Source organism: Hymenobacter duratus, from assembly GCF_014698995.1.
GTDB lineage: Bacteria > Bacteroidota > Bacteroidia > Cytophagales > Hymenobacteraceae > Hymenobacter > Hymenobacter duratus.
In genome coordinates this window covers 269,127-295,361 of the sequence record NZ_JACWZZ010000002.1, presented here as the reverse complement: position 1 = coordinate 295,361, position 26,235 = coordinate 269,127, and the positions used below count along the sequence as shown (strand labels likewise).

At 61.7% G+C, this 26,235-nt stretch carries 21 protein-coding genes and 1 tRNA gene; 13 read left to right on the top strand and 9 right to left on the bottom strand.

The genetic code is table 11. The features are described from left to right. Positions 1 to 103 precede the first annotated feature (103 nt). Positions 104 to 319, bottom strand: coding sequence for a KTSC domain-containing protein (locus tag IC231_RS09160; protein ID WP_190784229.1), 216 nt, complete (start codon positions 317 to 319; stop codon positions 104 to 106). Between the two features lie 77 nt (positions 320 to 396). Continuing rightward, positions 397 to 1,029 (bottom strand): crossover junction endodeoxyribonuclease RuvC, encoded by a 633-nt coding sequence (ruvC, locus tag IC231_RS09155; RefSeq protein ID WP_190784228.1) that lies wholly within the window; start codon positions 1,027 to 1,029, stop codon positions 397 to 399. A 92-nt stretch (positions 1,030 to 1,121) separates the two neighbouring features. Between ruvC and IC231_RS09150 the strand changes: the two genes are divergently transcribed. The 6 genes from IC231_RS09150 (at position 1,122) to IC231_RS09125 (ending at position 8,749) form a co-directional block, all read left to right on the top strand. Continuing rightward, positions 1,122 to 2,192: a lysylphosphatidylglycerol synthase transmembrane domain-containing protein gene (locus IC231_RS09150; protein WP_190784227.1), complete on the top strand. Its 1,071-nt coding sequence runs from the start codon at positions 1,122 to 1,124 to the stop codon at positions 2,190 to 2,192. Then, positions 2,189 to 3,352: a glycosyltransferase gene (locus tag IC231_RS09145; protein WP_190784226.1), complete on the top strand. Its 1,164-nt coding sequence runs from the start codon at positions 2,189 to 2,191 to the stop codon at positions 3,350 to 3,352. Before IC231_RS09150 ends, IC231_RS09145 begins: the two co-directional genes overlap by 4 nt. A gap of 390 nt (positions 3,353 to 3,742) precedes the next feature. After that, the gene (locus tag IC231_RS09140) at positions 3,743 to 5,737 is read left to right on the top strand and encodes a pectate lyase family protein (protein WP_190784225.1); all 1,995 of its coding nucleotides are present in this window, start codon (positions 3,743 to 3,745) and stop codon (positions 5,735 to 5,737) included. Positions 5,738 to 5,984: 247 nt separating this feature from the next. After that, entirely contained in the window at positions 5,985 to 6,242 is a 258-nt protein-coding gene (locus tag IC231_RS09135) for a helix-turn-helix domain-containing protein (protein ID WP_185886943.1), read from the top strand. A gap of 2 nt (positions 6,243 to 6,244) precedes the next feature. Further along, positions 6,245 to 7,435 carry an ABC transporter permease gene (locus tag IC231_RS09130; protein ID WP_190784224.1) on the top strand — a complete coding sequence of 397 codons (1,191 nt, stop codon included), beginning with the start codon at positions 6,245 to 6,247 and terminating at the stop codon, positions 7,433 to 7,435. 78 nt (positions 7,436 to 7,513) lie between these two features. Then, the gene (locus IC231_RS09125) at positions 7,514 to 8,749 is read left to right on the top strand and encodes a PP2C family protein-serine/threonine phosphatase (protein WP_190784223.1); all 1,236 of its coding nucleotides are present in this window, start codon (positions 7,514 to 7,516) and stop codon (positions 8,747 to 8,749) included. A 65-nt stretch (positions 8,750 to 8,814) separates the two neighbouring features. Here the strand turns inward: IC231_RS09125 and IC231_RS09120 are convergent, their stop codons facing one another. Then, a complete protein-coding gene (locus IC231_RS09120) occupies positions 8,815 to 10,296 on the bottom strand; it encodes an O-antigen ligase family protein (protein WP_190784222.1) in 1,482 nt (493 codons plus the stop codon). Positions 10,297 to 10,320: 24 nt separating this feature from the next. Continuing rightward, positions 10,321 to 11,400, bottom strand: a complete 1,080-nt coding sequence (locus tag IC231_RS09115) for a GumC domain-containing protein (RefSeq protein ID WP_185886939.1) — start codon at positions 11,398 to 11,400, stop codon at positions 10,321 to 10,323. Positions 11,401 to 11,651: 251 nt separating this feature from the next. Here IC231_RS09115 and IC231_RS20330 point away from each other — a divergent pair, with 251 nt between their 5' ends. The 7 genes from IC231_RS20330 (at position 11,652) to IC231_RS09080 (ending at position 18,402) form a co-directional block, all read left to right on the top strand. Continuing rightward, entirely contained in the window at positions 11,652 to 13,064 is a 1,413-nt protein-coding gene (locus IC231_RS20330; protein ID WP_190784221.1) for an oligosaccharide flippase family protein, read from the top strand. Positions 13,065 to 13,109: 45 nt separating this feature from the next. Beyond that, positions 13,110 to 14,240 (top strand): glycosyltransferase family 4 protein, encoded by a 1,131-nt coding sequence (locus IC231_RS09105; protein WP_190784220.1) that lies wholly within the window; start codon positions 13,110 to 13,112, stop codon positions 14,238 to 14,240. 93 nt (positions 14,241 to 14,333) lie between these two features. Continuing rightward, positions 14,334 to 14,972: a polysaccharide deacetylase family protein gene (locus tag IC231_RS09100; RefSeq protein WP_190784219.1), complete on the top strand. Its 639-nt coding sequence runs from the start codon at positions 14,334 to 14,336 to the stop codon at positions 14,970 to 14,972. Positions 14,973 to 15,128: 156 nt separating this feature from the next. After that, entirely contained in the window at positions 15,129 to 16,229 is a 1,101-nt protein-coding gene (locus IC231_RS09095) for a glycosyltransferase (RefSeq protein WP_190784218.1), read from the top strand. 20 nt (positions 16,230 to 16,249) lie between these two features. Then, complete coding sequence (locus IC231_RS09090) at positions 16,250 to 17,017, top strand: TatD family hydrolase (protein ID WP_190784217.1); 768 nt, start codon at positions 16,250 to 16,252, stop codon at positions 17,015 to 17,017. 175 nt (positions 17,018 to 17,192) lie between these two features. Beyond that, a complete protein-coding gene (locus IC231_RS09085) occupies positions 17,193 to 18,245 on the top strand; it encodes an asparaginase (protein WP_211538967.1) in 1,053 nt (350 codons plus the stop codon). Between the two features lie 69 nt (positions 18,246 to 18,314). Next, positions 18,315 to 18,402, top strand: a tRNA-Ser gene (locus IC231_RS09080). A gap of 155 nt (positions 18,403 to 18,557) precedes the next feature. On the opposite strand, the gene IC231_RS09075 is transcribed toward IC231_RS09080, so the two are convergent. The 5 genes from IC231_RS09075 to IC231_RS09055 form a co-directional block, all read right to left on the bottom strand. After that, on the bottom strand, positions 18,558 to 20,195 hold the full coding sequence (locus IC231_RS09075; RefSeq protein ID WP_190784216.1) for an SBBP repeat-containing protein: 1,638 nt from the start codon (positions 20,193 to 20,195) through the stop codon (positions 18,558 to 18,560). A gap of 250 nt (positions 20,196 to 20,445) precedes the next feature. Next, positions 20,446 to 21,789, bottom strand: coding sequence for a Na+/H+ antiporter NhaA (nhaA, locus tag IC231_RS09070; protein WP_190784215.1), 1,344 nt, complete (start codon positions 21,787 to 21,789; stop codon positions 20,446 to 20,448). A gap of 191 nt (positions 21,790 to 21,980) precedes the next feature. Continuing rightward, complete coding sequence (locus tag IC231_RS09065) at positions 21,981 to 23,168, bottom strand: PAS domain-containing sensor histidine kinase (RefSeq protein ID WP_190784214.1); 1,188 nt, start codon at positions 23,166 to 23,168, stop codon at positions 21,981 to 21,983. An 84-nt stretch (positions 23,169 to 23,252) separates the two neighbouring features. Then, positions 23,253 to 23,621 carry a spore germination protein GerW family protein gene (locus IC231_RS09060; RefSeq protein WP_190784213.1) on the bottom strand — a complete coding sequence of 123 codons (369 nt, stop codon included), beginning with the start codon at positions 23,619 to 23,621 and terminating at the stop codon, positions 23,253 to 23,255. Between the two features lie 71 nt (positions 23,622 to 23,692). Further along, positions 23,693 to 26,149 carry a TonB-dependent receptor gene (locus IC231_RS09055; RefSeq protein WP_190784212.1) on the bottom strand — a complete coding sequence of 819 codons (2,457 nt, stop codon included), beginning with the start codon at positions 26,147 to 26,149 and terminating at the stop codon, positions 23,693 to 23,695. Positions 26,150 to 26,235 lie beyond the last annotated feature (86 nt).

Here is a 26,235-nt window from a genome sequence, read left to right as displayed (position 1 = left end):
AGCTAGCCAAGGCTTGGCCTCCCTCTTTCAGAGCCGCTATTCTGAGTAGAAGTTGCAATTCAATCAGAATATTTTACCAACCAAATATAGTAGTGCCAGACACTCAGCGTACTTGCTCCCGCCCGTAGCCGCCGCGCTCCACTACCTGCTCTACAAACATAGCCTTGCCCGGCACCTCCAGCAGCGCCCGGTACATGGTTTCAGGCACGCCGGTGTAGCGCACCAGCCCGCCGTGGCGGTATTCGAGTTCCAGTGTTTGGGTGGCTTCGTCGTAGCCAACGGCTTTGAGCGAGGTAGAACGGATAGGACGGCGCTGCATAGAAGTAACTAACTGAAGTTGCTCAGCAAGATACTCTTGGGCAACAGACTACAGCGCAGGCCGGCCGATAAGGAAAGTCAGGCCGCGGGTTTTTTGCGGGACGGCGCCTTCTTGACGGTGGTAGTGGCGGCGAGCTTGCCGGGGTTATCGGCCAGGAACTTGCCCCAGCTTTTGCCGCCGGCTTTTACGTTGTTGCCCTTCTGGTAATGGTGGCACATGGCCACGGCCAGCGCATCGGTAGCATCTAGAAATTTGGGCGCTTCTTCCAGGGGTGGCAGTTTCAGGGTCTGGCGTAGCATGTGGGCCACCTGTTCCTTGGTGGCGTTGCCGGAGCCCGTTACCGACTGTTTTACCTTGGTCGGCGCGTATTCCACGTACGGAATCTGGCGGGCGAGGCAAGCGGCAATAGCCACGCCCTGTGCCCGGCCTAGCTTGAGCATACTCTGCACGTTCACCCCGAAAAACGGCGCTTCAATGGCCAACTCATCGGGCAAGAACTCGTCAATCAGCTCGGTCATCCGCTCAAATATCTTCTTGAGCTTGAGGGCATGATTGGTGCCCAGCTTGCGCATATCAATGACGTCGTACTGGAGCATGCGCACGCGCTGGCCCTGCACCTCTATCACGGCATAGCCCATTATCTGCGTGCCGGGGTCGACACCCATAATGACTTTGGGCAGCAGATCGGTGGGGGCGAGGGGAAGAATCATGCGCGGTAGCGGGAGGAGAAGGGAAGGAGGTAGAGCTGTCGTTGATTTTCGTCGGTAACTTGCCGCATTCAACCGAATACCCTGCCGCCGTCTTGTCCACTCATCTACAAAACTACGTCCAAAAGCCGGAAGTTGCCGCCTCGCGGCGGCGCTGGTGGGTGGTGGCCGGCAAGCTGCTCATCACGGCCCTCACGCTGGGGCTGCTCTACCATTCGGTGTTTGCCGATGTGGCCACGGCGGCGGCCTGGCGCGGCCTGCTGGCGGCCACTTTCACGGGGGCCGGGCGTGGGCCGGTGCTGCTGGCGCTGGCGCTGGTGCCCGTAAACTGGGGGGTGGAGGCCTGGAAATGGTGGCGGCTGGCCCGGCATCTGGAGCCCGTGTCGTTCCGACGCAGCTTTCGGGCGGTGCTGGTGGGCCTCACGCTCGGCTTCGTGACGCCCAACCGCGTCGGCGACTATGCCGGCCGCATCATCGAGCTGAAAAGCCGCCGCCTCGATGCATTGGGTGCGGTGTTTCTGGGCCGCTACGCCCAACTCGTCGTGACGGTGTTGGCGGGCACTGCCGGACTGCTGTACTTTCTGCTGGCGTATTATTTGGAGGGTTACGCGGCCTCCAAGCTAGGCGTGGTAGTAGCGGTTGCGCTGATAAATGCGGCGGTTTTGCTGCCGCTGTACCGCTCACGGCTGCTGCTGGCAGTGCTGTCAGCTATCAGGCCGCTACGCCGGTTTCGCCGGTTTCTGGCCGTAATGCCTACGTATCCGGCCCGCGCCATTCATGCGGTGCTGGCCCTATCGGGGCTGCGGTACGTGGTGTTTTGCGCGCAGTTTGGGCTGCTGCTGAAAGCCTACGGAACGCAGGCGCAGCTGCTGCCAGGCGCGGCGGCCGTGGCGTCCACGTTTCTGCTGAAGTCACTGGTGCCCTCGCTCAATGCCCTGGCCGATGTAGGTGTGCGCGAACTGTCGGCTACGCACCTGTTTGGGCTGCTGGGCGAGCCGGCGCTGCCAGTACTCAGTGCCAGCCTTAGCCTCTGGATTCTCAACATTGCCTTGCCAAGCGCCGCCGGACTGGTATTTGTGCTGCGGCTAAAGGTGCTTCGTAAGCGCAACAATACTCCCGCCAGCGCTGCGTCTACGGAAGCCAGCCCCCGGAACCCGGCCGCATGAGCACATGGCTGGGAATGTTGCTGCTGGCCGCGCCGGTTCTGTACGCGGCCCGGATGCTGGCGCTCCGCCGCGCCTGGGACCGGCTGCCGGTGCCTATGCTGCCACCGGCTTCAGCAAGTAGTACAGCCTTGCAGGGTGAGTCGTTGCGCTTCTCGGTAATTATAGCTGCTCGCAACGAAGCTGAGAATCTGCCGCTGCTGCTGGCCGACCTCGCCTGCCAAACCTTACCCGTGCAGCAGTTTGAGGTGCTGATTGTCGATGACCATTCCACGGATGCCACAGCCACAGTAGCCGCTGCATTCAAGGTGCCGTTTGCATTACGTGTTATTCAACTGGCCGAGGTGCCGGGAGCCGACACCGGCAAGAAAGCTGCCCTGCAGGCCGCTCTGGCCCAGGCCCGCGCCCCCTGGATTGTCTGCACCGATGCCGACTGCCGCGTACAGCCCGACTGGCTCCTCAGCTATGCCGCGCTGCTGGATGAAGCCGGACCGGAAGTCCGCTTGGTAAGCGGCCCGGTGCTGCTGACGGGGCCCGAAACACTTCTGCACAGCCTCTCCGGACTGGAATTTGCCGGCCTGGTGGGTACGGGCGCGGCCAGCATAGGCGCCGAATTGCCCACGATGTGCAACGGCGCCAACCTGGCCTACCGCCGCGACGCTTTTGCGGCCGTAGCAGGCTTCGCCGGCAACGAGCACCTAGCCAGCGGCGACGACGAGTTTCTGATGCACAAGCTGCACGCAGCGTTTCCGGGGAGCATCCGATTTTTGAAGCATCCGGCGGCGCTGGTACGCACGGCCGGCCCGTCCACGCTGGCGGCGTTGTTGCGGCAGCGGGTGCGCTGGGCCAGCAAGTGGCGGCACTACCGGCACCCGGCCTCGCAGCAGCTGGCGGTGCTGGTGCTGCTGGCCAACGTGGCCCTGGCTGCCGGCGCGCTGGCCCTGCCGTGGCTGCCGACGCTGGCTCCCTGGGCGGCCACAGCCTGGCTGCTCAAGTTGGGTGCCGATATATGGTTTCTGAGTCCGGTGCTGGCTTTTCTGGAGCGGCGGCGCTGGCTGTGGTGGGTGCCGGTGCTGCAGCTGGCCTATGCGCCCTACGCGCTGGCCGTGGGCCTGGCCGGGCTGCGCGGCGGCTACGTCTGGAAAGGCCGCGCTGTACGGTAGAAGCAGCAACAGCCAAGCCCGCAGGCACCAATTTGCCTGTTTTAAGAGGGAAGTAAGTTACAGCTTTACCGTAGCTGTCAGCTGCTGATTACGTGAAAATTAAGCTCAACTCCATCCTCGCCCAGCGCGTGGCACCGGGCGGAAAAGCAGCAACGGGCTGAGCGGCTCGCACGGCTTTCAACCTGACCTGCCACTTGGCAACGTTCCCGGCATCGATTGCGCAAAGAAAGGCGTGTGAACCGGCGTTTTCCGCTCCGGAATGAGATACTATTGATAGATAGGTGCTTGCGCGTAACAGAAAGCAGGAGTGGGGCCGGGAGCAACATGTTGGAATCCAGCCGGACAAGCATCTATAGCCGCGCTCAATCTTTCCACTACCTATAAGTTCCCATGAATAAACCACTACTCTTTCTGCTGCTGGCTCTGCTGCTGGCCGGGCCGGGCAGCCGCGCCCAGACGCCTGGCGCCACCTTTGGCCTGTTTGGCTACGCGGGTGCCACCACGGGCACTACTGGCGGCGCAGGCGGCACTTCTGTTACCGTGAACACCGGTGCGGCCCTGCAGACAGCCATCAACGGCAAAGGCGCGCAGCCGCTCACCATCTACATCAACGGCACCATCACGCCCGCCAATTCACCGGGCCTCGACAAGATTGAGGTCAAGAATAAAAACGATATTTCCATTATCGGCTTCGCGACGCTGGGTGAGTTCAACGGTATCGGTATCAAGGTATTCCGGGCCAATAACATTATTCTGCAGAACCTGAAGGTGCACCACGTGCTGGCTTCTTTCGGCGACGGCGACTGTATCAGCATCGAGGGGCCGGCCAGCCACGTGTGGGTAGACCACTGCGAACTGTACAATGTATACCAGGGCGCAGGTGTTGATGATTACGACGGCCTGCTGGACGCCAAATCCGACTGCGAGTACCTGACCTTTTCCTGGAACTACCTTCACGACGCCTGGAAAGCCAGCCTGATGGGCTTCACGGATACCGACAATTTCGACCGTAAAATCACCTATCACCACAACCGCTTCGAGAACATCAACTCCCGCCTGCCCCTGTTTCGCTTTGGCAGCGGCCACGTGTTCAACAACTACTACAAAGACATTGCCTCCACCAGCATCAATTCGCGCATGGGAGCCTGCGTGAAAATCGAGAACAACTACTTCGACAACGCCCGCAACCCCTACGTGACGGCCTACAGCGCCCAGGATGGCTTCGGGGATGTGTCGGGCAATGTGCTGGTGAACAGCCCATTCGTGTATGCTTCCGACGTGCGCGTACTGCCCGTCTGCACGGCCACCATCCCTTACACGTATGCCAGTGTGCTGAATCCGGCTGCCGATGTGCCGGCGCTGGTGCTGGCCAACGCCGGTATCGGGATAGTAGGGCCTACGCTGGCTCCGGGCACGTTTCAGGTGAGCACGGCCGTAGTAGGGCAGGGGAGTGTAAGCCCGGCCAGCGGCGTCTACAACCAGGGCCAGCTGCTGACGCTGACCGCCACGCCGGCTTCCGGCTGGCAGTTCGCGGGCTGGTCCGGCGACACGATGGCTACCACCAACCCGCTCACGTTTCCGGTGCGCCGCAGCCGCGCCCTCACCGCCACTTTCACGCAAAGCACCACGCCGGGTGCGCCGGGTAGTCTGGTCCGCATCGAGGACTCGGCTTTGCCGACCACGGGCCTGTGCAGCTTCGATGGAGTGGTGAGCACCAACAGCGGCGCCGACAACGGCTCGGTTATCAACCTGACCAATTCCAGCGGGCGGGGTATCACCTGGAAAGTAGAAGTGGCGCCGGCAGGCCTCTATCAGCTTAAATGGCGCTACGTGAACAGCAGTGCTTCTTCAGCTTTCACGGCGAAGCTAAGCATCAACGGTACGGAAGTAAACCCGGCTGTACCATTTCCACGCACTTCCAACAGCACCACTTTCGCGCTGGCCACCCTGGACGTGACGCTGGGGCCGGGCGTCAACGAAATCAGGCTGGAAACCACCCAGACGGCTTCTTTCGCGGATATCGACTGGCTGGAGGTTTCGGGTACGCGCCTGGTGGCTGCCAACTGTGCCAGCGCGGTAGGTACCATCACCGGCGTGCTGCCCGTGAAGGCCCCGCGCGGCGCGGCGGCCGTGGTGCAGGTTTACCCGAATCCCGGCAAATCGGCTTTCACGTTTGATGTGACCCTGCGCCGCGCCGGCCGCGTGCAGGCAGCGCTGTATTCCGCTGCCGGCGCAAAAGTAGCCGACCTGCTGCCCGGTGGCCGGCTGCTGCCAGCCGGCTCGCACCAGCTGCGCTGCCAGAACCCGGCGCTGCCGGCCGGCATGTACTACTACATACTGGAAACCGGCCACGAAACCTGTTCGGGCAAGCTGCTGGTAGAATAGCCCTCGGGCAGCAAGATGAGAAAGAGGACGCAGTACAAGTCTGCATCCTCTTTTTTATGCATTACCAGTTGTTAAAAAGAGGCTTTTCAGCCTGAATTCATCAGGTTACGCGCTGTATTCACCCCAGATACAAGGCACTACCATAACTGAGTGAGGCCATGAATCGAAACGGATACTAGCACATATCGGCGGATACCGGCCGGGCTGCTACCTTTGGGTACTATTCCCGCTGTTTGCCCTTTTGTCCGTGACTGACCCCCAATTCGATATTCTCGACGAGCTGTACTTCGTCACTTCCTTCCGCGACCTGAGCCAGAAAACCCGGCTGCCGGCCGCTGAGCTGACCCAGCACCTGCGCGGTCTGCTGGAGCAGGGGCTCATCCGCAGCTTCTGGCCCGACCCCGATACCGAGCTGGCCTACGAGGAAAGCTCCTTCGGTGCTCTGAGCCAGGACTGCTTTTTCCTGGCTTCCAAGGAAGGCCTGCTTCAGCACAATACCCGCTAGTCGTGGCCGGGCCTGTTGTTTCTGCTGCTCCCGTAGCCAGCGCGCCGGCCGCCCGGCCGCCGGGCTACTACGTGCGCCAGCGCCTGCTCCAGAACCGACCTGCCATGGCCGGGCTGGGGTTTATTGTGCTGTGTGCTTTGATTGGGGTGCTGGGCTACTGGGTACTGCCCGACAACTCGCCCAACGCCAACAACAGCCTTGTACAGTTGCAGAAGGAAGCACCCGGCTTTCAGGCCACGGTATTGCGTATGCCCATGCCGGATTCGGCCCGTGCCGCTTCCGACAACATCTTCCACACCTGGCTCTACGGCCGTGCGCCGCGCTACCAGGAAGTGCCCATTGGCGGTTACCGCATTCAGGGTGACTCCGTTTTCATAGCTCCCTATAAGAACCATTCGGCCCTGGCCGATGCGCCCCGGCGCTATTCGCTGGCGCAGGTAGCGGGCCAAAGCGGGCCGGCGGCCGAGTTGCGCCCCATAGTCGAGCAGGAGCGCATCACGAAGCGCACGTACTGGCTGGGTACCGACAAATCGGGGCGGGACGAGCTAAGCCGGCTGTTGCTGGGCACCCGCGTGAGCCTGGGCATCGGGCTGGTAGCTGTACTGATTTCGGTGGTGCTGGGCATGGCTATCGGGGCCGTGGCCGGCTACGTGGGCGGCTGGGTCGATAGTCTGCTGCTGGGCGTGATGACCGTGGTGTGGAGCATTCCGGGCATCATGCTGGTTATTGCCATTTCCCTGGCCCTCGACAGCAAAGGCGTCTGGACGTCGTTTGTAGCTGTGGGCCTCACCATGTGGGTAGATGTGGCCCGGGTGGTGCGCGGCCAGATGTTGAGCCTGCGCGAGAAAACCTTTGTGGAAGCCGGCCGCGTGCTGGGTTTGCCGCAAAGCCGCCTCATCATCCGGCATCTGCTGCCCAACATGACCGGTCCGCTCATCGTCATTGCAACCAGTAACTTCGCGGCGGCTATTCTGCTCGAAGCCGGGTTGAGCTTCCTGGGCCTGGGCGTGCAGCCACCCTCGCCCTCGTGGGGCCTGATGGTGAATGAAGGGTTTCAACTGCTGGGTACCGAAGCCGGCCTGTGGCTCACGCTGCTGCCAGGCTTGGCTATCAGCCTGCTGGTGCTTAGCTTCAACCTGCTCGGCAATGGCCTGCGCGACGCCTACGACCCCAAAACGCCACTGGGTAGCTGAGCGCCTAATTTGCCAGATTAGCTACTCATTAACACATACTGCTCAGCCCGTCTTTTACACCGTTCTTCCAACTCGATTATGCCCCATTCCGCACTCACTCCTGAAAAACGACTCTTCCTCAAGGACCGGGAGCTAGGGGCACTGCTGGAAATTACGCAGGCCATCAACCAGGACCACGGCGAAGGGGCGCTGTACAAAATCTTCCATTTTACGTTGCTCGGCCAGCTCAATATCCGGCGGCTGGTGCTGTATGTGAAAGAGGAAGGGGAGTGGCAATGCGTGGTTTCCTTCGGGGCCAACCTGCCTGATTTCCGCCGAATCGACCTGCCGGAAGCCGTGGTGCGGACCTGCATGGGGCCGGCGTGCGCCGTGACGGAACTGCCACTGGGGCCCGAGTGGAAACTGCTTGAAACGGTGATTCCGGTGGTCCGCAACGACGAGGTAATGGCCTACGTGTTCATCGGCAATATGCACGATGACTACGCCAGCGGCGAAGCGGCGAAGTTTCTGGAAACCCTGAGTAATATCCTGCTTGGTGCCATCGAAAACCGGCGCCTAGGCCGCCAGCGTGTCGCCGCTGCGGCCATGCGCAAGGAAATCGAAATTGCGCAGGAGGTGCAGGCCATGCTGTTTCCGCGCAAACTGCCTAATGATGCGCACGTGGCCGTGGCCGCGTCCTACGTACCTCACACCGCCGTGGGCGGCGACTACTACGATGTGGTAGATATTGATGCCAACCGCTTCCTGTTTTGCGTGGCCGACGTGTCGGGTAAAGGCGTGGCGGCCTCGCTGCTGATGTCGAACTTCCAGGCCGGCTTGCGCACGCTGCTACGCCAGCAGGTAGACCTGGCCACTATTGCGCAGGAGCTCAATAACCTGATTTTCCGTAACTCCGGTGGTGACAAGTTCATTACCGTGTTTTTTGGCATCTACGACAAGGCCACGCGACGCCTGCAGTACGTGAATGCCGGCCACAACGACCCGCTGCTCGTGTTCGATTCGGGCGAGGTGAGGCGCCTCAAAGAAGGCAGCATCATGCTGGGCGTCATGGATGAATTACCGCTACTGAAAGTAGGGGAAGTGCACATTGAAGGCCGCGCACTTCTGCTCAACTACACCGATGGCCTGACGGAAGTCTTCGATTCGGAGCAGGAAGAATTTGGCGAGGAAGGCATCCTGCGCATTCTGGACCAAAACCGTTACCTGCCCCTCAAGCGCCTGCACGAAGAACTGCTGACTGCCATCCGCAGCTTCAATATCAACGACAACCAGTTTGCTGACGACGTTACTATCCTCAGCTGCCGCTTTAAGTAAGGCTTCCGCTGATTGATGAAGAATAGACCGCACGATGATTTTCGGCCGGTGCTGCAGCAGAGTTGTTAGGGTAGAAGCGGAGGTGCCGCGGCCTCCTGTTCCGTATTAGCCGCATCCTGCTGCCAGAGCTGCACCCGAATGAGCAGGGCCAGCGAAACGTAGTAGATGGAGCCAATCTTATCTACCTCAACCAACTCGTTGAGAAGCAAGTGGAATATGGTAATGACCAGCGAGAGGCCGGCCGCAATGGCAATGCGCCGGTGGCTGGCGGTGCGGGCGTTGTGGTAAAGCCGCTCCACGAGCAGCAGCGCCGTAAAAATCAGTGCCACAAACAGCAAAAAGCCCGGCACACCTTGCTCGGCCAGCTGCAGCAGGAAGTAGTTGTGGGTCGTGGATTTCTCTACGTTGTCGCTCACGTAGGTGCGGAAACTCCTTACCGTGTAGCGCTTGTATTCCGGGTAGAAGGTGGCGGGGCCGCTGCCAACCAGCGGCTTGTCGGCTATCATGTGGGCGGCGGCTACCCAGCGGTACACCCGTTCCATACCCGACACATCCTGCAGCTTGTAGGTAGCTTCCAGGTGCTTCTCGAAGTTGCCTTTGTTGAATACCGTTTTCTCGAACTCCGGCGCGTAGAGCATGTAGGTGTTTTCGCGCACGAAATAGGCGGTTGTAACCAGGGCGGCGAGGCTGGCGGCCATCAGCGTGAGGCGCGTGAGCCGCAGCCGCACAATACCGTAGTAGAGCGCCGCCACCACCAGGGAAAGCACCGAGGCGCGGGTGTAGGAAAGCATTACGCCGCTCACGGCAATAAACAGCACCAGATACCACAGCCACCGGGCCGCTTTCGAGGAGGCGTCGCGGGCGGCGTACAAGGCAAAAGGCACGAGCAGCGCAGCCGTGGCGGCGTACAGCACGTGGTTATGGTAGAAAGGCTGAATGGCCCAGTTGATGGAGTTGAACCCGAAGCCTTTGCCGCCATGCCGTGCCATGGTGTATAGCACCGTAACACTGACTCCAGCCGCGAAAAAGGCCATCATTCGCCACACATCGGAGGGCTTGCGCACTACGGCCAACGTCACGAATACAAAGGGCACGATGTACCAGGTTTTGGCCAGCAGATACTTCACCGATTTGAGCGTGCTTACCGAAAATGCCGTGGACACCACTGACCACAGCAGTGCCAGCCCGATAAATATCACCAGCGGATGGCGCCAGACGCGCGCCGAAACGCCGCTGTTGCCCAGCAGCACACTCACCCCAAAGCAGCCTAGCAGCACCAGCATCAGTGGCTCCGAGGGCACGTCCATGCTCAGCCCGCCGGGCAGCGGCATCTCAATCGAAAAGGCCAGCATGCCCAGCAGCAGATAGTACACCCAGCGCCAGTCTACCAGTAGCACCACCGCGCCTAGCACGGCCACCGGCAGCGCCAGCCACAACTGCGTCCGCAGTAGGAGGGCCGCCATGCCACTTACCAGCAGCAGGCCCACAAACGCCACAAACAAGCGCTGGTCGGGGTTCTGGGGGCGCAGGCGGGCAAGAAAGCTCATGGCAGAACGCAGAAGAACCAGGGGTTAGCGAGCTGCAGGCTTACCCATGCTCAGGTTGCCCCGGTATAGCTCCAGCAGCGTGATGAAGATGACCGACAGCGCGAACGTAATCAGCACCGACGACATGACGATGAACCAGCGCACCGGTGCCGCCTTGCGGGTAGCGGGGTAAGCTTCCTGGACTACATAAATGTTGGAAATCTTGCCGCTGATACCCAAGCGGGCCGTTTCGTAGTCGCTGCGGGCCTTGATGAGACGGTTCTGCAGGTCGGCGAAGCGGGCGTAGAGTGTATTCATCCGGTCGATGCCGGTGGTGTAGCTTTCCAGGTTGAAGATATTGCCGCCTTCCGTTTTGGTGAGGGCGCGCAGGGCGCGGCGCAGCCCGGCTGCCTTGCTGCTGTTGCCTTCGCCCTCGGCGCGGCGCAGGGCGCTTTCCGTTTCAATGATTTCCTTGGCCAGATACCGGGATTCCAGGGCCAGTCCGTAGATACCGTAGCGGCGGCGGCCTGCCAGCAGGCTGTCGGAAGTGCTCTGGTATTCACGCTGGAGGAAGTTGCGGCGCTGCGCATACAACTCCAGTACCTTGCCCCGGTTGGCAAACGTAAGCTGCTGGTTCACGGAGTCGATGCTTTGCACCATGGCATTGGCAATGCGCGCGGCCAGCACTTTGTCCTTGTCCCGGAAAGTCAGCTCGATGGCGTCCCGGTCGTTGTGCACGATGTCGAGGTTGCTGGAAAACTCGTTGAGTGCCGCGTTATCGGCTGCATCATCGCCGGCCTTGCCCACTTTGTAGTGCTCATGCAGGCGAAACCGCCGGATAATGCCCTCGGCTACCGGCTGCGACTGACCAATGGTAATAACCCGGTCCAGGTCTTCGGTGCGGCCGCCCAGTTCCAGCTTGCCACCCTCGGTCACAATCCGGTCAGGGTCCGTGGTTTGGGGGTCGGTGGGGTAGAAAACCGTGGTCGACTTATAGATATTGGGCATCAGCAGCGCTACCACTGCGCTTACGACCAGCGCCAGCGCCAAGGCCCCTATTACCAGATATTTCCAACGATTGATAACAGGCCACAGGCCCAGCAGCGAATAGGAGCGGGATGACATACGGGACAGAAAAGACTACCAAACGGGTTGCAGCCGGCCTACCGGATGCAGCGCAGTGGAGCAAAGCTACTGCAATCGGGCAAGATTAGGGAATGAAGAACAAAGAATGCGCAATTGGGCCGGGTTAGGCATTTGTCTGGTAGGTCTTCCGGCCTGCTTATGCTTCATTCCTCATTCTATCCGTGTAATTTGGCCCGCCCAATCCTTTAGCTGACAACCGTATCAAACGCTTTTTCGGAAATATTAGCTTCGTGGTGCTGCTCAACCTGCTGGTAAAGCCAGGCTGGGTGGTGGTCGAGAATCTGGTGCAGGACCGGCTGGGACACGAAGCGTTTGGCACGTTCACGGCCCTGTTCACGCTGGCCACCATCGTGGCGTCGGTGTCGGATCTGGGCACCACGCAGCTCACCACCAAGCGCGTGGCCGCCACTCCAGAGTTTCTGACCGAGTATTTCCCCACGCTGCTGCCGCTGAAAGGCGGGCTTTCGGCGCTGTTTCTGGTGGCTACGGTGGGCATCGGGTGGTTGCTGGGCTACCGCGGGCACACGCTCACGCTGCTGGCCCTCACAGGCGGCGGGCTGCTGCTGGCCCAGTACACGCTATTTCTGCGGGGCGTGCTGCAGGCCCACCAGCGCTTCAATACCGATGCGTTGCTGTCGGTGCTGGAGAAGTTTCTGCTGCTGGGGCTGGTGCTGGCCCTGGTCCCTATCGGCATCACGCTCAACAATTATGTAGGTGCCCGGTCGGTGGCCATTGGCTTCACCTTTATCGTGCTCTACGGCCTCGTGACGCGCCTGTATGGCCGGGTGAAGTTTCGGCTGCGCTGGGACCATGCCCGCACGGTGCTCAAAGCCAGCTTGCCACTGGCTTTCATTACGCTGGTGTATGGCCTGAATGAGCGGATTGATATGCTCATGCTGGAGCGGCTGGTATCGGCGCAGGAAGCCAGCTACTACGCCGCCGCCTACCGTTGGTGCGACACCATGATGATGTACCTCTGGACGGTGCTGCCGCTGTTTTTTGCCAAGTTTGCCCATGCCACCGCCCGCCCCGCCGAGCAGCGCGACCTGCTTTGGTTCGGGCAGCGCGTCGTGACGGTGCCCATGCTGCTGATCTGCGCCTTTGTGCTGTTTCGGGGCGAAATTCTGTTCTGGCAGTTCGGGCACAGCACCCCGCTGGAAGTGAGCCGCATGGCGCTCTGCCTCAAGATTCTGTTTGTCAGCGTACTGGTGCACGCCTTTTTTGCCATCTACAGCACCCTGCTCACCAGCACCAACCACGAGCGGCCCGTCAGCTGGCTGGTAGCGGCCAGTATTGCTCTGAATGTGGGCCTGAACCTAGTGCTGCTCCCGAAACTGGGGGCGGTGGCCGGGGCCATCAATACGCTGGTCTGCGCCGTATTTGTGTCGGTGGGGTATTTGTGGCTGGTGCAGCGCCGGACTGGCATTGCGGTGCCCTGGAACTGGCTGGCGCGGCTGGGCCTGGCTTTCGGGCTGCTCTGCGCCGTGTGGTTCGGGATGCAAACCGGCTTGCGGCTGCACTGGCTGCCCGAGTCGGTTCTGGCGGGTCTGGCTTTCGTCGTTATCCTGTTTCTTACCGGCATCCTGCGCCTGTCCGAGCTGCGCCTGCTACTGGAAAAGAGGGGTAGAGAAGAACAGAAATGAGCGGCCAGTACCTTTGCCACGCCTTCACCTCTCACTCCTGACTCTTTGCACATAGCCGTCAACGTCCGCTTTCTGCTTCCCGGCGACCAGCTCGAAGGCATCGGGCGCTTCACCTACGAAACCCTGAAGCGCCTCGTGGCGGCCAATCCAGAGCACACGTTTCATTTTCTCTTCGACCGCGCCTACGATGCCCGCTACCTGTTTGGCCCGAATGTGATGCCGCACGTGCTGGCTCCGCCGGCCCGGCACCCACTGCTGTGGCTGGCCTGGTTTGAAGGCGCCGTAGCGCTATGGTTGCGCCAGCACAAACCGGCCGTGTTCCTCAGCCCCGATGGCTACACCACGCTGGCTACCAGTGTACCGCGCGTCACGGTTTTCCACGATCTTGCCTTCGAGCATTTCCGGGAGCATACCGGCGGGCTGGTGCAGCGCTACTACCGGTTTTTTACACCGCGCTTTGCCCGCGCCACTCAGCGGCTGGTGGCGGTGTCGGAGGCTACGCGGCAGGATCTGGTGCAGACCTATGGTATTCCTGCCGCCCGCATCAGCATTGCTTATAACGCTGCCGACAAGCATTTCCGGCCTCTGCCGGACGCTCAGCAACAGGCTACGCGTGAGCGGTACGCAGCCGGTAAGCCGTACTTCCTATTCGTGGGGGCGCTGCAGCCGCGTAAGAACCTGCCCAACCTGCTCCGCGCCTTCGACGAGTTCAAGCAGCGCACCGGCGCGCCCACCAAGCTGCTTATTGTGGGGCGTACCGCCTGGCAGGCCGGCCCGATGTTCGACGTGTACCAGCAGATGCAGTTCCGCCACGACGTGCACCTGACCGGCCGCGTTACGGACGATGAGCTGGTGCAGCTGTATGCCGCCGCCTTAGCCACGGCCTACGTGCCGTTTTTCGAAGGCTTCGGCATTCCCATTATTGAGGCTCAGGCCTGCGCCTCGCCGGTGCTCACCTCCAACTGCAGCTCCATGCCCGAAGTAGCCGGCGGCGCAGCCCTGCTCGCCGATCCGTACAGTTCCGCCGCCATTGCCGACGCGCTGGTCCGGCTGCATCAGGAGCCGGAATTGCGGCAGCAGCTCATCGAACAAGGTCTGGTGAATGTCCGGCGCTTTTCGTGGGAGCAAAGCGCCGAGGTGTTGTGGGAGTCCATCGAAAGTGTAGCCAGAAAATAGCATCCGGCATAATGCGCTGACGCTGTTTTCACTGCCTGTCGTAGCCCTTCCGCGCCGCCTGCCGTACTTTAGCGCTCCATTCTGCTCCGTCTTATGCGTCTTCACCGCCTCCCCGAAATCATGCAGCGCTGGCTGCCGCACACCGAGTGGCGCGGGCCGGTGCGGGCAGGGGAGAAGCCGCTCTACCTCACCTTCGACGACGGTCCTATTCCTGACGAAACGCCCTTCGTGCTGGAGCAGCTGGCCCAATACGGTGCCCGCGCTACCTTCTTCTGTGTCGGCGACAACCTGGATAAACACCCGGATATTGCCCGGCAGGTACTCGCAGCCGGCCACCGCCTCGCCAACCATACGTTCCATCATGTGAGTGGCTGGCGCACCCCGCTGCCACAGTATCTGGCCGACGTGCAGCGCTGCCAACAGACCCTTGATGCGCTGCTGCCCCAGCCCGAGGCCCATCCGCTGTTGCGTCCGCCCTATGGCCGCCTCACCCGCGCCCAGGCCGCCGCACTGCATCCCGGCTACCGCCTCATCATGTGGGACGTGCTGACCTACGACTACGACGCCACCTATCCGCCCCAGACCTGCCTGCGCGCTGCTCTGGCGCACACCCGCCCCGGCTCCATCGTAGTGTTCCACGACAGTCAAAAGGCCCGCCAGAATCTGCGTGCTGTGCTGCCCCGCTATCTGGAGGCCTGCGCTGAACAAGGATACTCGTTTGAGGTGCTGTGAAGTGAAGCCGGCAGATACACTATCTATCATCCTGAGCAGCGCACAGGACCTTGCTACGTTTGAGCTACTGCCGAATGACTTGTTCTGGCATGACAAGGTCCTTCGCAAGCTCAGGATGACAGTAACTTTGCCACCTTATCACCTCACCACCTCAGCTTGCTGTTCCTCACGCTTTTTCTCGCCGGCTGGTTCCTGATTCTGGCCGTTTCCACGCTGCTATTTGCTTTGCGGCGGGGCAGTCAGCCCGGCCCGTTGCCCCAGCCGCTGCCTCGCGTGAGCATCCTCATTGCCGCCCGCAACGAAGAAGCGGCCATTACCCGTTGCCTGCACGCCATACAGCAGCTGGAGTACCCGGCGCATTTGCTCGAAGTGCTGCTCGGCGACGACGCTTCCACCGATGCTACCGCTGCTGTTGCTACCCAAGCTATGAATGGTTTTGAAGGTGCTTTCCATATCCTGGCCATTCGGGAAAACCTCGGTACTGCCCGCGGCAAAGCCAACGTGCTGGCCCACCTTACCCGCGCCGCTACTACTGACTATTTCCTCATCACCGACGCCGATATTGCCGTGCCTCGCACCTGGGTCCAGGCGCTGCTGGCGCACGCCCAGCCTGGCATTGGAACCGTCACGGGACTCACGCTGGTGCAGGGCCCGCGCCTCTTCGACCGGCTCCAGGGGCTCGACTGGCTGATTTCGCTCGGGCTCGTGCAGGTAGTTTCTGATCTGGGCCGGCCCGTTACGGCCATGGGCAACAACATGCTCGTGACCCGCGCCGCCTACCAGGCCACTGGCGGCTACGAGGCGCTGCCATTCTCCGTCACCGAAGATTTTGAGCTGTTCCGGGCCACGCTGCGCCATGGCTTCGGCTACCGCATCCTGTTTCGGCCCGAAGTGCTGGCTGAGTCGTTGCCGATGCCTACGGTGGGTGCCTTACTCCATCAGCGCCGCCGCTGGACCCGTGGTGTAGAGGCGCTGCCGTGGTGGCTGCAGGGCGGGTTGCTCTACTATGCCGGTTTCTACCCGGCGCTGCTGGCACTGTGGTGGTTAGCCGGCCCACTATCGGCTGCTGCCGTGTTGTTGGCTAAAATGCTGTTGCAGGGTGTGCTGGCAGCCCTTTGCTTCCGCCGCGCCGGCCGCCGCGTGTCTTTGGGACTGTTGCCTTTGTTCGAGCTGTACACGCCTGCCCTCACCGCTGCTCTTGCCATTTTTCGCCTGCTGCCGCTTTCCTTCGACTGGAAGGGGAGACGGTATAAGTGACTCATAACCGACAACTAGATATGCACCTCACTGACTCCCACGCCCACGTCTATTCCGAGCAGTTTAAGACGGACCGCGACGACATGCTCAACCGCGCTTATGAGGCCGGTGTGCGCACCATTGTCATGCCCAACATCGACCACGAAAGCATCGATGTGATGCTCGAAACGGAGGCCCACTTCCCGCAGCAGTGCCACGCCATGATGGGCCTGCACCCGTGCCACGTCACCAAAAACTTTGAAAAGGAGTTGTACGAGGTGGAAGACTGGCTCAGCAAGCGGCCCTTTGCGGCGGTAGGGGAGTGCGGCATTGACCTGTACTGGGACAAGACTACCCTGGGCTGGCAGCAGGAGGCGTTGCGCGTGCAGATTGGCCTCGCCAAAAAGCACCAGCTGCCCCTCGTGTTGCACACCCGCGACGCCTTTCGCGAAACCACCGAGCTGGTAGAAGCCGGCCAGGACGGCACCCTGCGCGGCGTGTACCACTGCTTTTCCGGCACCCGCGCCGAAGCCGAAGAGGCCATCCGGCTTGGGTTTATGCTCGGCATTGGGGGCGTGGCAACCTTCAAAAACGGTGGCCTCGATAAGGTACTGCCCGGCCTTGCGCTTGAGCATCTGATGCTCGAAACGGACTGCCCGTATCTGGCTCCTGTGCCGTACCGTGGCAAGCGCAACGAGCCCGCCTACCTGCCCTTCATTGCCCGCCGCGTAGCCGAATTGCTGGGTAAAGACGTGGAGGAAGTAGTGGAAGCCACCACCCAAAATGCGCAGAAGCTGTTCAGCCTGTAAGTGGCCCAGTCCGTCATTCTAAGCAGAGCGAAGGACCTTAGTACCATAGAGCGAGATATAGCAACTGTGGCCGTTCTGGCGTGATAAGGTCCTTCGCAAGCTCAGCATGACGGGTTTGCGTACTGGCCTCGCTCAGCCTTGCTAACTTGCCGCCCCCATCCAATCCTCGCCGCCCTTGCCTACTAACCCCGACAACCTCCCCGAAGCCACCGTCCTCGTCATCTATACCGGTGGTACCGTCGGTATGGCCTACAACAAGCGCGGCGAGCTGGTCCCGATGAACTTCGAGCAGATCCGCAAGAAGATGCCCGAGTTGCGCCAGCTGAACATGCAGGTGGAAGTACAGAGCCTCAGTCAGCCGATTGACTCTAGCAACATCACCATCGAGGACTGGCTGCGTATTGCGGCCCTCATCGAGGAAAACTACGCCCGCTACGACGGCTTCGTGGTGCTGCACGGCACCGATACCATGGCTTATTCGGCGGCGGCGCTAAGCTTTCTGCTGGAGAATCTGGGCAAGGCGGTGGTGTTTACGGGCGCGCAGGTACCCGTGGGCCGCATCCGAACCGATGCGCGCCGCAACCTCATTACGGCCCTCGAAATAGCGGCGGCCCGTCACCCGGTGGCCGGCACCGTGCGCGTGCCGGAGGTGTGTCTGTTCTTCAACGACGTGCTGATTCGGGGCAACCGGGCCAAGAAAGTGGAAAGCCAGCAGTACAATGCCTTCCGGTCCGAAAACTACCCGCCACTGGCGCGTGCCGGTATCGAGCTGGATTTCAACGACAAGCAGATCCGGCTGCTGCCCGCCGCTCATCTGCACGCCCACCAGCGCCTTGATGACCGGGTGACGATTCTGCCGCTCTTCCCTGGTATCACGGAGCGCATGGTGCGCGCCCAGCTGGAGGCCGCCGACCTGCGCGGCGCCATCATCGAAACCTACGGTTCTGGCAACGCGCCCACGGCGCCGTGGTTTCTCGGGTGCCTGCGCGAAGCAGCCGACCGGGGCGTCCAGCTCCTGAACGTAAGCCAGTGTGAAGAAGGCCGCGTGATGCAGGGGCGCTATGAAACCAGCGCCTACCTCACCGACCTCGGCGTACTTGGCGGCGCCGACATCACGCGCGAAGCGGCCATCACCAAGCTCATGTTTGTGCTGGGCCTGGAGCGCTCTGCCACCGAAACCCGCCACCTGCTCACCCACGATTTGCGCGGCGAAATCACCATTGTCTGAGCCGATGTTGGGGCCGGGGCTTGCGTATCCCGAAAATAGGGTGTTATTTTGCGCCACTTCCCAGCACCCAGAGAGGTGTCCGAGTGGTTGAAGGAGCACGCCTGGAAAGTGTGTATGGGTCTAAAGCTCATCGTGGGTTCGAATCCCATCCTCTCTGCACAAAACCCCGTTTCTGAACCAGAAACGGGGTTTTATTTTTCATGTCCGGCTTAGTGGGGCAGCTGGAAAACAGGCTCGCGCGCAACACGCCGCTCCAAAAAAAGAACGCTCTGCGTTTCCAGCCACAGCCGAAAGCAGCCTGCGGGCACTTGGCTAATGACGAATGCTGATCTGGCGGGTGCGTACCTGCTGCTGCTCCTGCGCTATCCTGAGCGTATACTGCCCCTCGGGGAGGGTGGCCGTGCCGAACTGCAGGTCCGCCGGCGCTTGGCCGGGGGCGGCTGTGTGCTCCGCCACTACCTGGCCCCGGGCATCGTAGAGCGTGGCCCGCACCCCAGCTTGCCCGGCCGGCAGGTGGAGTGTCAGCTGGTGATTGGCAGGATTCGGGAAGACGTCAAGGGCGAGCGTAGGGGCGTCTGCCGGGGCGGGGGGAACCGGGCAGAAAGCGCGGCCGTAGCGGGCAAAGTAGCCCTGCTGGCTGGCACCCCCGTTCAGCACGAATGACCCGAAGCGGCAGTTGCCGGTGAAAGCGCCGGTGGTGTAGATGTTTTCACGCTCATCAATAGCCAGGCAGAGGCCGATGCCGGAGCCGGGACCAGTTACTTTTTCCAGCGCCTGCACCCGGCCGTTGGGCTGAATCCGGGCCAGAAATGCCTGCTCTCTGGGGGCCTGCGCCGAGGTGATGCTGCCCGTCGCGAAGACTTTGCCCGAATTTGGTTCGGTGGCTATGTCGTTGATGGCATCGGCGCCGCCGCCGCCCAGCGGCACCACTTGCTCCAGGGTGCCCTGCGCGGTGTAGCGGGCCACAAAGGCATCGGAAGAGCCTTGGCTGGCCGGACCGGAAGATCCGAACGAGCCGAAGAAGCCACCACCCAGGTACACCCGGCCCCGGCGGTCGGTAGCTACGGCCCGCCCGCTCCCACTGGTAAGGGCCGCTGGCGAAATTGACCACGCCAGCCGGCCCTGGCGGCTGTCAAACTGCGCCAGAAACAGGCCGCCGGGCATAGCCGACATCGTGACGTTGTCGAGGGTCCAAACGCCGTTGAAAATGCCGCTTAGGTAGCCGGTGTTGCCGCTTGCCAGCGCAATGCCGCCGCCCCGGCTGATGCTGGACAGGCCCGTGTTGCGCCAGATCCGGGCCCAGCGTAGCGCACCCTGCGCCGAGTAGCTGGCCAGGAAGGCGGAGTTGAGAGTAGTGTTTGCGACGCGCACCGAGCCGAACAGCACCTCTATTCCGCTCACCTGGCCCGTCAGGTAGCAGTTGCCGGCGGCATCCAGGGCCACTCCCTCGCCGTAGCAGATGCTTCCGCTGCCTAGGGAGCTGCCGGTCGCCTGCCGGATCCAACGGACGATGCCCAGCGGGCCGCACCGGAGCACAAACACGTCGGAAGTGCCGGCGGCAGTCAGGGCAATTGGCGCCCACGGGCTGCACACGGCCCGTAGCGTCCCCCGGAAGCTGCCCGTAACGTAGCAGTTGCCGTCGTCATCGACGGCAATGCCACGCGGCTGCACATCGGTAGTGGCCGAGAGCTGCGTGACCCGCAGGAGCTGGCCGCCGGGCCGGTACTTGGCAATGTACAGGCTGGGGCCGGCGCTGGTTAGCCGGGTGTTGCCCAGCTGCAGGCTGCCACTGAAGCGGCCGGTTATGTAATAGTTGCCATCCTCGTCGGTGGCTACGTCAGCCACCTCAGTAGGGGCACCGAAAGCGCAGGCAAAGGTCCAGTCGTCGGGTTGGGCGGCTGCCACAACGCTGAGCAACTGGCACAGGATCAGGAGAAAAAAAGCTTTCATGCGGCATAGAAGGTAAGGGTGAAGGATCAAGGACCCTGCCCATCCCGTAGGAATGCCTCCGCAGGCAGGACCCACCTCAGGCCCGTTAGCAGGGCAGTCCGCAGGCGGCCCTACCGCAGAAGGCGGAGTGCTGATAAGTTAGTGAATAATGTTTTAATTATATAATATAGTTTATAAATTATATATTGCCAAATACGTGCAACAATGCCGCCGACCTGTGCGGCGGCGCGGGTGGTTTCCGGACCGATGCCTATGCTGCCTGTTCCGGCAGTACGGAGGCGGCCGGCACAACGGGCGGTGCCGTACGCAGCAGCACATAGCCAATGCCACCGGCCAGCAGCGATGCTACCAGAATAGCCGTTTTGGCAACTACCTCGCCCTCCGATTTTTCGCCCAGGGCGAGCAGCGTTATGAAAATAGACATGGTAAACCCGATGCCCGCCACCACGCCTACGCTCCACAGATGCCGCCAGGTGATGCCCGCGGGCAGTGTGGCCCAGCCCAGCCGGGTAGCCAGCCAGGCCAGCAGGCAGATACCCAGTGGCTTGCCTACCAACAGGCCTGTGATAATGCCCAGGCCCAGCGGCGAAAAAAGCTGCTGAAATACCGCCGGCTCTATCACCAGGCTGGTATTGGCGAAGGCAAACAGTGGAATGATGCCGAACGAAACCACACTGTGCAGGCGCTGCTCCAGCCGTTGGGCCGGCGAACTGACGGCTTCCGACAGGGCTTCCAGTTCCTCACTAATGGTACGCGGGTCGGTGTTGCCGGCATGCGCCTCTTCCTGAATGAAGGCGAGCCGGCCTTCCAGCAAGCGCAGCAGTGCCCCGCGGCTGTGTCCGATGCGCGAGGGAATGGTCACGGCCAGCATCACGCCGGCCAGCGTGGCATGCACCCCCGACTTGAGCATGAAGTACCACAGCACTGCGCCCAGCGGCAGATACAGAAACAGGCTGCGTGCTCCCATGATATTGAGCATGCCCAGCATAGCCCAGATGCCCAGGGCCATAAACAGGTAGTCAAGCCGCAGATCCTGGGTGTAGAAAATGGCAATAACGAGCACCGCCCCCAAATCATCGACGATGGCCAGAGCTGTAAGGAACACCTTTAGCGCCAGCGGCACCCGTGGCCCCAGCAGCTGCAGCACGGCCAGGGCAAAGGCAATGTCGGTGGCCATCGGAATGCCCCAGCCGCTGGCGGTAGCCGTACCCCGGTTGAAGAGCGTGAACAGCAGCGCCGGCATCAGCATGCCCCCCAGGGCCCCGGCAATGGGCAGGGCTGCCTGCTGCACGGAAGCCAGTTCGCCTTCCAGCACTTCGCGCTTGATTTCCAGGCCCACGATGAGGAAGAAAACCGTCATCAGGCCATCGTTTATCCAGTGCAGCAGGCTTTTTTCCAGCACAAACTCGTTGATGGCCAGACGTAGCGGGCTTTCCCAGATAGCCGGAAAGTAGCGCGCCGGGCCCCAGTCTAGGTTGGCAAGCACCAATGCCAGTACGCTGCTCAGCAGCAGCACGATACCACTGGCCGCCTCACGCCGGAAAAACTCGGAAAAAGGCCGCACCAGCGGCTGCACAAGTCGGATTAATGCCATAAGCGGGAAGAAACAGAAGCCGTTGGTACCCTGGCTGCCCGGCCTGCGCTATACAGTGCCAGGCCGGGGCATGGCCGCCTGCAAACATACCGTTTATATGGGCAGGAAAGTATACGAACAGCTTCCGAAAATGCCCTTTTACGTGGTTTCCTGGGCTTTGAACAACAACTGCAGGCGCGTGCAGGCAGGCGCTAGCTCAGGTCGATAAAGAACGTGGTGCCCTGGTGCTCCTGGCTTTCCAGCCAGATTTTTCCCTCGTGCAGCTCCACAATTTGCTTGGTGATAAACAGGCCAAGGCCCGTAGTCGTATCGCCGTAGAGGCCGGGGCGCGAGGCTGCCGTGAATTTGTCGAAGACGTGGGGCTGCAGATTCTCCGAAATACCCAAGCCCGTATCCTGCACCGTCAGGCGTACGTGTCCTTCGTGCCGCTGCAGCCGCACATGAATTGTGCCGCCGGCGGGCGTAAACTTAAAGGAGTTGGTGAGCAGATTGTCGAGGATGCGGCCGAACTTATCGGCGTGGATGTTGGCGTGAATAGGCTCGGAAGGCAGGTCCAGCACCAGCTCGACGCCCTTTTCCTGCGCCGCCACCCGAAACAGAATCAGGCGCTCATCCAGGTAGGCCCCCAGGTCGGTGCGGTGCTTTTCCAGCCGCGAAGACTCCATCTGGCCCAGATAGAGCACGTCTTTCAGCAGGACATTGGCATCCTGGCAGGAGCGGTCCATCATCGTGAGCAGCTCCTGCAGCGGTTGTCGGCTGCTCTCGGGAGCGGCCTGCACCGCCGGCTCCAGCCGCAGCAGCTCAATCAGCATCTGCAGGTTGTTGATGGGGCTTTGCAGGTCGTGGGCGGCCAGGTGCAGAATGGTTTCCTGCGCATCGTAGAGGCGCTTATGCGCTACCTCCAGGTCTTTGCGCTCCGCAATATCTTCCAGGGTTGTGTAGCCCAGTTCCGCGCCATCATCCGGAAACAGCACCGACGTGATACGGCACCAAAACGAGGAACCGTTCTGGCGAACCAAGCAGGTTTCGAGGGTGAAGCTGGGCTCTTTGTGGGCCCACAGGCGCTCCTGCAGCTTTTGCCAGTCCGGGGCATGGTCGGGGTGGGCAAACTCCAGGATGCGGCGGCCCACTAGGTCCTGGCCTCTCTCGAAGCCTAACATGGTGGCCAAGGCCTGGTTGGCTTGCCTGATAACCAGATCGGGGGTAATAATTTTCTGGCCCAGCGGCGAGTTCTCAAACACGGTCCGGAAGCGTTCCTGCTTTTGCGCCAGTTCGGCGGCTGGCTGCGCTTTCAGTCGGGCAATTTCCTCGCGTAGCGCGCGGTTTTCTGCTTCCAGCGTGCTGAATTCGGCCGAAGAAGGGGGGCGGGATGAAGGCATAGCAGAACGAGCAGCGGCCAGAGGGATGGTGGGTCGCTGGACTGCCAGGCTGCAAGTTGCACAAAAGCCAGCGGCTGGCGGCGGCTACCGGTTGCGGCGCAGCAGCCTGGGCACGCTGCGCAGCAGCAGCACGGCCACCAGCCCGCTGACGGCTACCAGCGGCACCACCGAGCCCCGGATAGGCCGGAACCGGGAGCGGCCTTCGGTCAGCTCGATGTAGCCGATGGGCGTAAGTGCCATGCCTGCGCCGCCGCCGGAGCCTTCTGCTTCGGCCGCTTTGGCACCGCCGCCGCCGCCAAAGCCATACACGGCCCGCGCCACCGGAATCACCGTGACGCCGTCCCGCTCTACGGGTGTGCTATAAATAGTCTGGGCAGTAGCCGAAGCGCCCAGCTGCTGGGCTAAGCGTTCAACCAGCGAAGAGGAGGGCGTGGCAACGGAATCAGGTTTCATAGCGGGGAAGGGGAGACGTTTGCGGCAAGGTAAACACGTGGGCCGGCAGTACAACGCCGGCCCGCTTCAATCTAAAACTCCACAATGAAGCCGATGGTAGGCAGCACGGTGGCGTCGTCCTCGGCGAGCAGCACAGGTACCGCGTTGGAGCCGTTGGCGAGGATGGGCTGGCCGTCGGTGGTGACGAACGCCGAGTTGTCGGGGGTGCGCTGGAAGGTATAGTTCGGTACCGCAGGATTCTTGATCAGGAAGGCATTCTGCAGGTCGATGAATAGGTCGATGGTGACGCGACGCAGGTTGTACTTCTTATCAACGCGCAAGTCGAACTGCTGGTAGCTGCCCAGCCGCTCGGTGTTCAGGCGGGCGTAGTCAGGCACACCCTGCCCGATGGTGAGGTAGTTCTGCTGCGAAGTTGCCAGATCAAAGGGCGTGTAGGGCGCGCCACCTGCAAAGCGGTACTTCACGCCCGCTTCCCAGCCACGGCTGAACTTGCGCCCCAGCAATGCCGACGCCAAGTGGCGCGTGTCCCAGGCCGAGGGCTTGTACACGCCGTCGGTGCCGGTAAACTCGCTGCTGAACAAGGTGTAGGAAGCCACCGCAAACCAGTTGTTGGTGAGCTTCTGCTGAAAGAAAAACTCGCCGCCGAAGGTCCGGCCCTTGCCGGTGCTCGTCACGTCCTCATTGCCCAGGGCCGCGAAGTCGCCGCCCAGATTGGCCAGCGAAATACCGTCGCGCACGCTCACCGGGTAGTGGCTGTACTGCTTCCAGAAGCCTTCCAGGGTGAAACGCGTGCTGGGTGCGGGCAGAAATTCCAGCCCTGCTACGTAGTGCGTGCTCCCGATGTAGCGGTTGCGTTTGTTGACGAACTGGCCGCCGGCGTCGCGGAAGCCGAGCAGGGTGGAAGGCGGAATTTTGTAGTAGCGCCCGATGCTGGCGTTCAGGTTCCAGCGCGAGGCCAGCGCGTACGAAGCCGACACGCGGGGCGAGATGGTGCGCAGCAGGTTGGCGCCGTCCTCGGTGAAGGAGTTGCCATCGGCGCGCACACCGGCCGAGAGGGTGAGCCGGTCGTCGGGCAGGAAAGGACGCGTGACCTGCGCAAACGCCCCGAAGCGTGCAAAGCTCAGGTCGGACTGAAAGCGCACATCTACTGCCGACTGCTGCACCGAGCCGTCGGGATTGAGCACCTCGCGGCGCAGACGGTTGAAGTAGCGGCTATCAAACGTAATCCACTGGCCCACCGCCCCGTAGGCGTACTGCCACTTGCCCGCCGACCGGTTTACATCCACGCGCAGCTTGTTTTCCGTCTCGCCCGAGCGGGTGAGCAGGTTGCGGCGGCTTTCGTCGTTGCTGAATTCGGCGCCGCCTTCAAACCGGTTCACTTGATTATCGAGCTGCGTGCGGCTCAGCGCCACGTTCAGGTAGCCGCGCTCCAGCAGCTGCCGCAGCGACACGCCCACTGTGTAGTTCCACTGGTCCACGATGGGCTGGCTGCGCAGAATGTATTCTTTCTCCAACGACGACTTTCTGGGCACGGCTACCTCGAAGTGGTCCAGCGCGCCCAGGCCCAGGGCCGTGAGGGTGGTTTTGGGCGAGAGTTTGGTAGTGACTTTGAACTGCGCGTCCCAGTAGTCGGGCCGGATGGGCAGGTCGATGGCCTTGAACAGCAGCTGCAGGTAGGAACGCCGCACCGAGGCCAGAAACGTGGTGTTTTTGGCCAGCGGGCCTTCCAGCGTGCCAGCCACCTCGGTGCCGCTCAGGCGCACGTTGCCCTGCACCCGGTCGGGGTTGCCGTCGCGCTGCCGGAACTGCAGCACGCTGCTCAGCGTGTTGTCGTAGCGCGCCTCAAAGGCCGAGGAACTCAGCGTCACGTCCTCAATAAAGCTCACGTTCAGCATGCCCGTGGGCCCGCCGGCGCTGCCCTGGGTCTGGAAGTGGTTGATGACCGGCACCTCAATGCCGTCGAGGTAGTACACGTTTTCGTTGGGGGCGCCGCCCCGGATGATGATGTCGTTGCGGAAGCCGGCCGTGCCGCTGGTACCGCCGCCGCCCACGCCGGGCAGCACCTGCACCACCCGGGAAATATCGAAGTTGCCACCGGGGTTGCTCTTGATTTCCTCCACGTTCAGGCGCTGCACGCTCAGCGGCGTTTCGGGCGTAGCCGCCCGAATGGCGCGGCTGGCCGTCACCTGCACTTCGCCCAGCGCCTGCGCCGACGGTACCAGCTCCAGGCTCACGATGTTGGCGTTGCCGGAAGTGATGCTCACGTTGGCCCGCAGCAGCGGCTCATACCCAATGAATGACACGCGCACGTTGTAGCTGCCCGTCGGGATGCCGGTGAGGCGGAAGCGACCCTGCTCGTCGGTGGCAGTGCCCAGGCTGGTGCCTTCCAGCGCCACCGTCACGCCGGGCAGCTGTTGCTGCGTGGTCCGGTCGCGCACGGTACCGCTGAGCACACCGGTGCTTTGGGCGTGCGCTGGCCCGGAGGCCACAATCAGAAGAAGAAACGCAAGGAGGTAGCGAAACAGCATAACCGTGAATTTAGTTGGGTATCGTACGAACATGAGATGTTTTAGTATGTTTAAGGATTTAGAAGTATTTTTTCATCCTTCCTTTA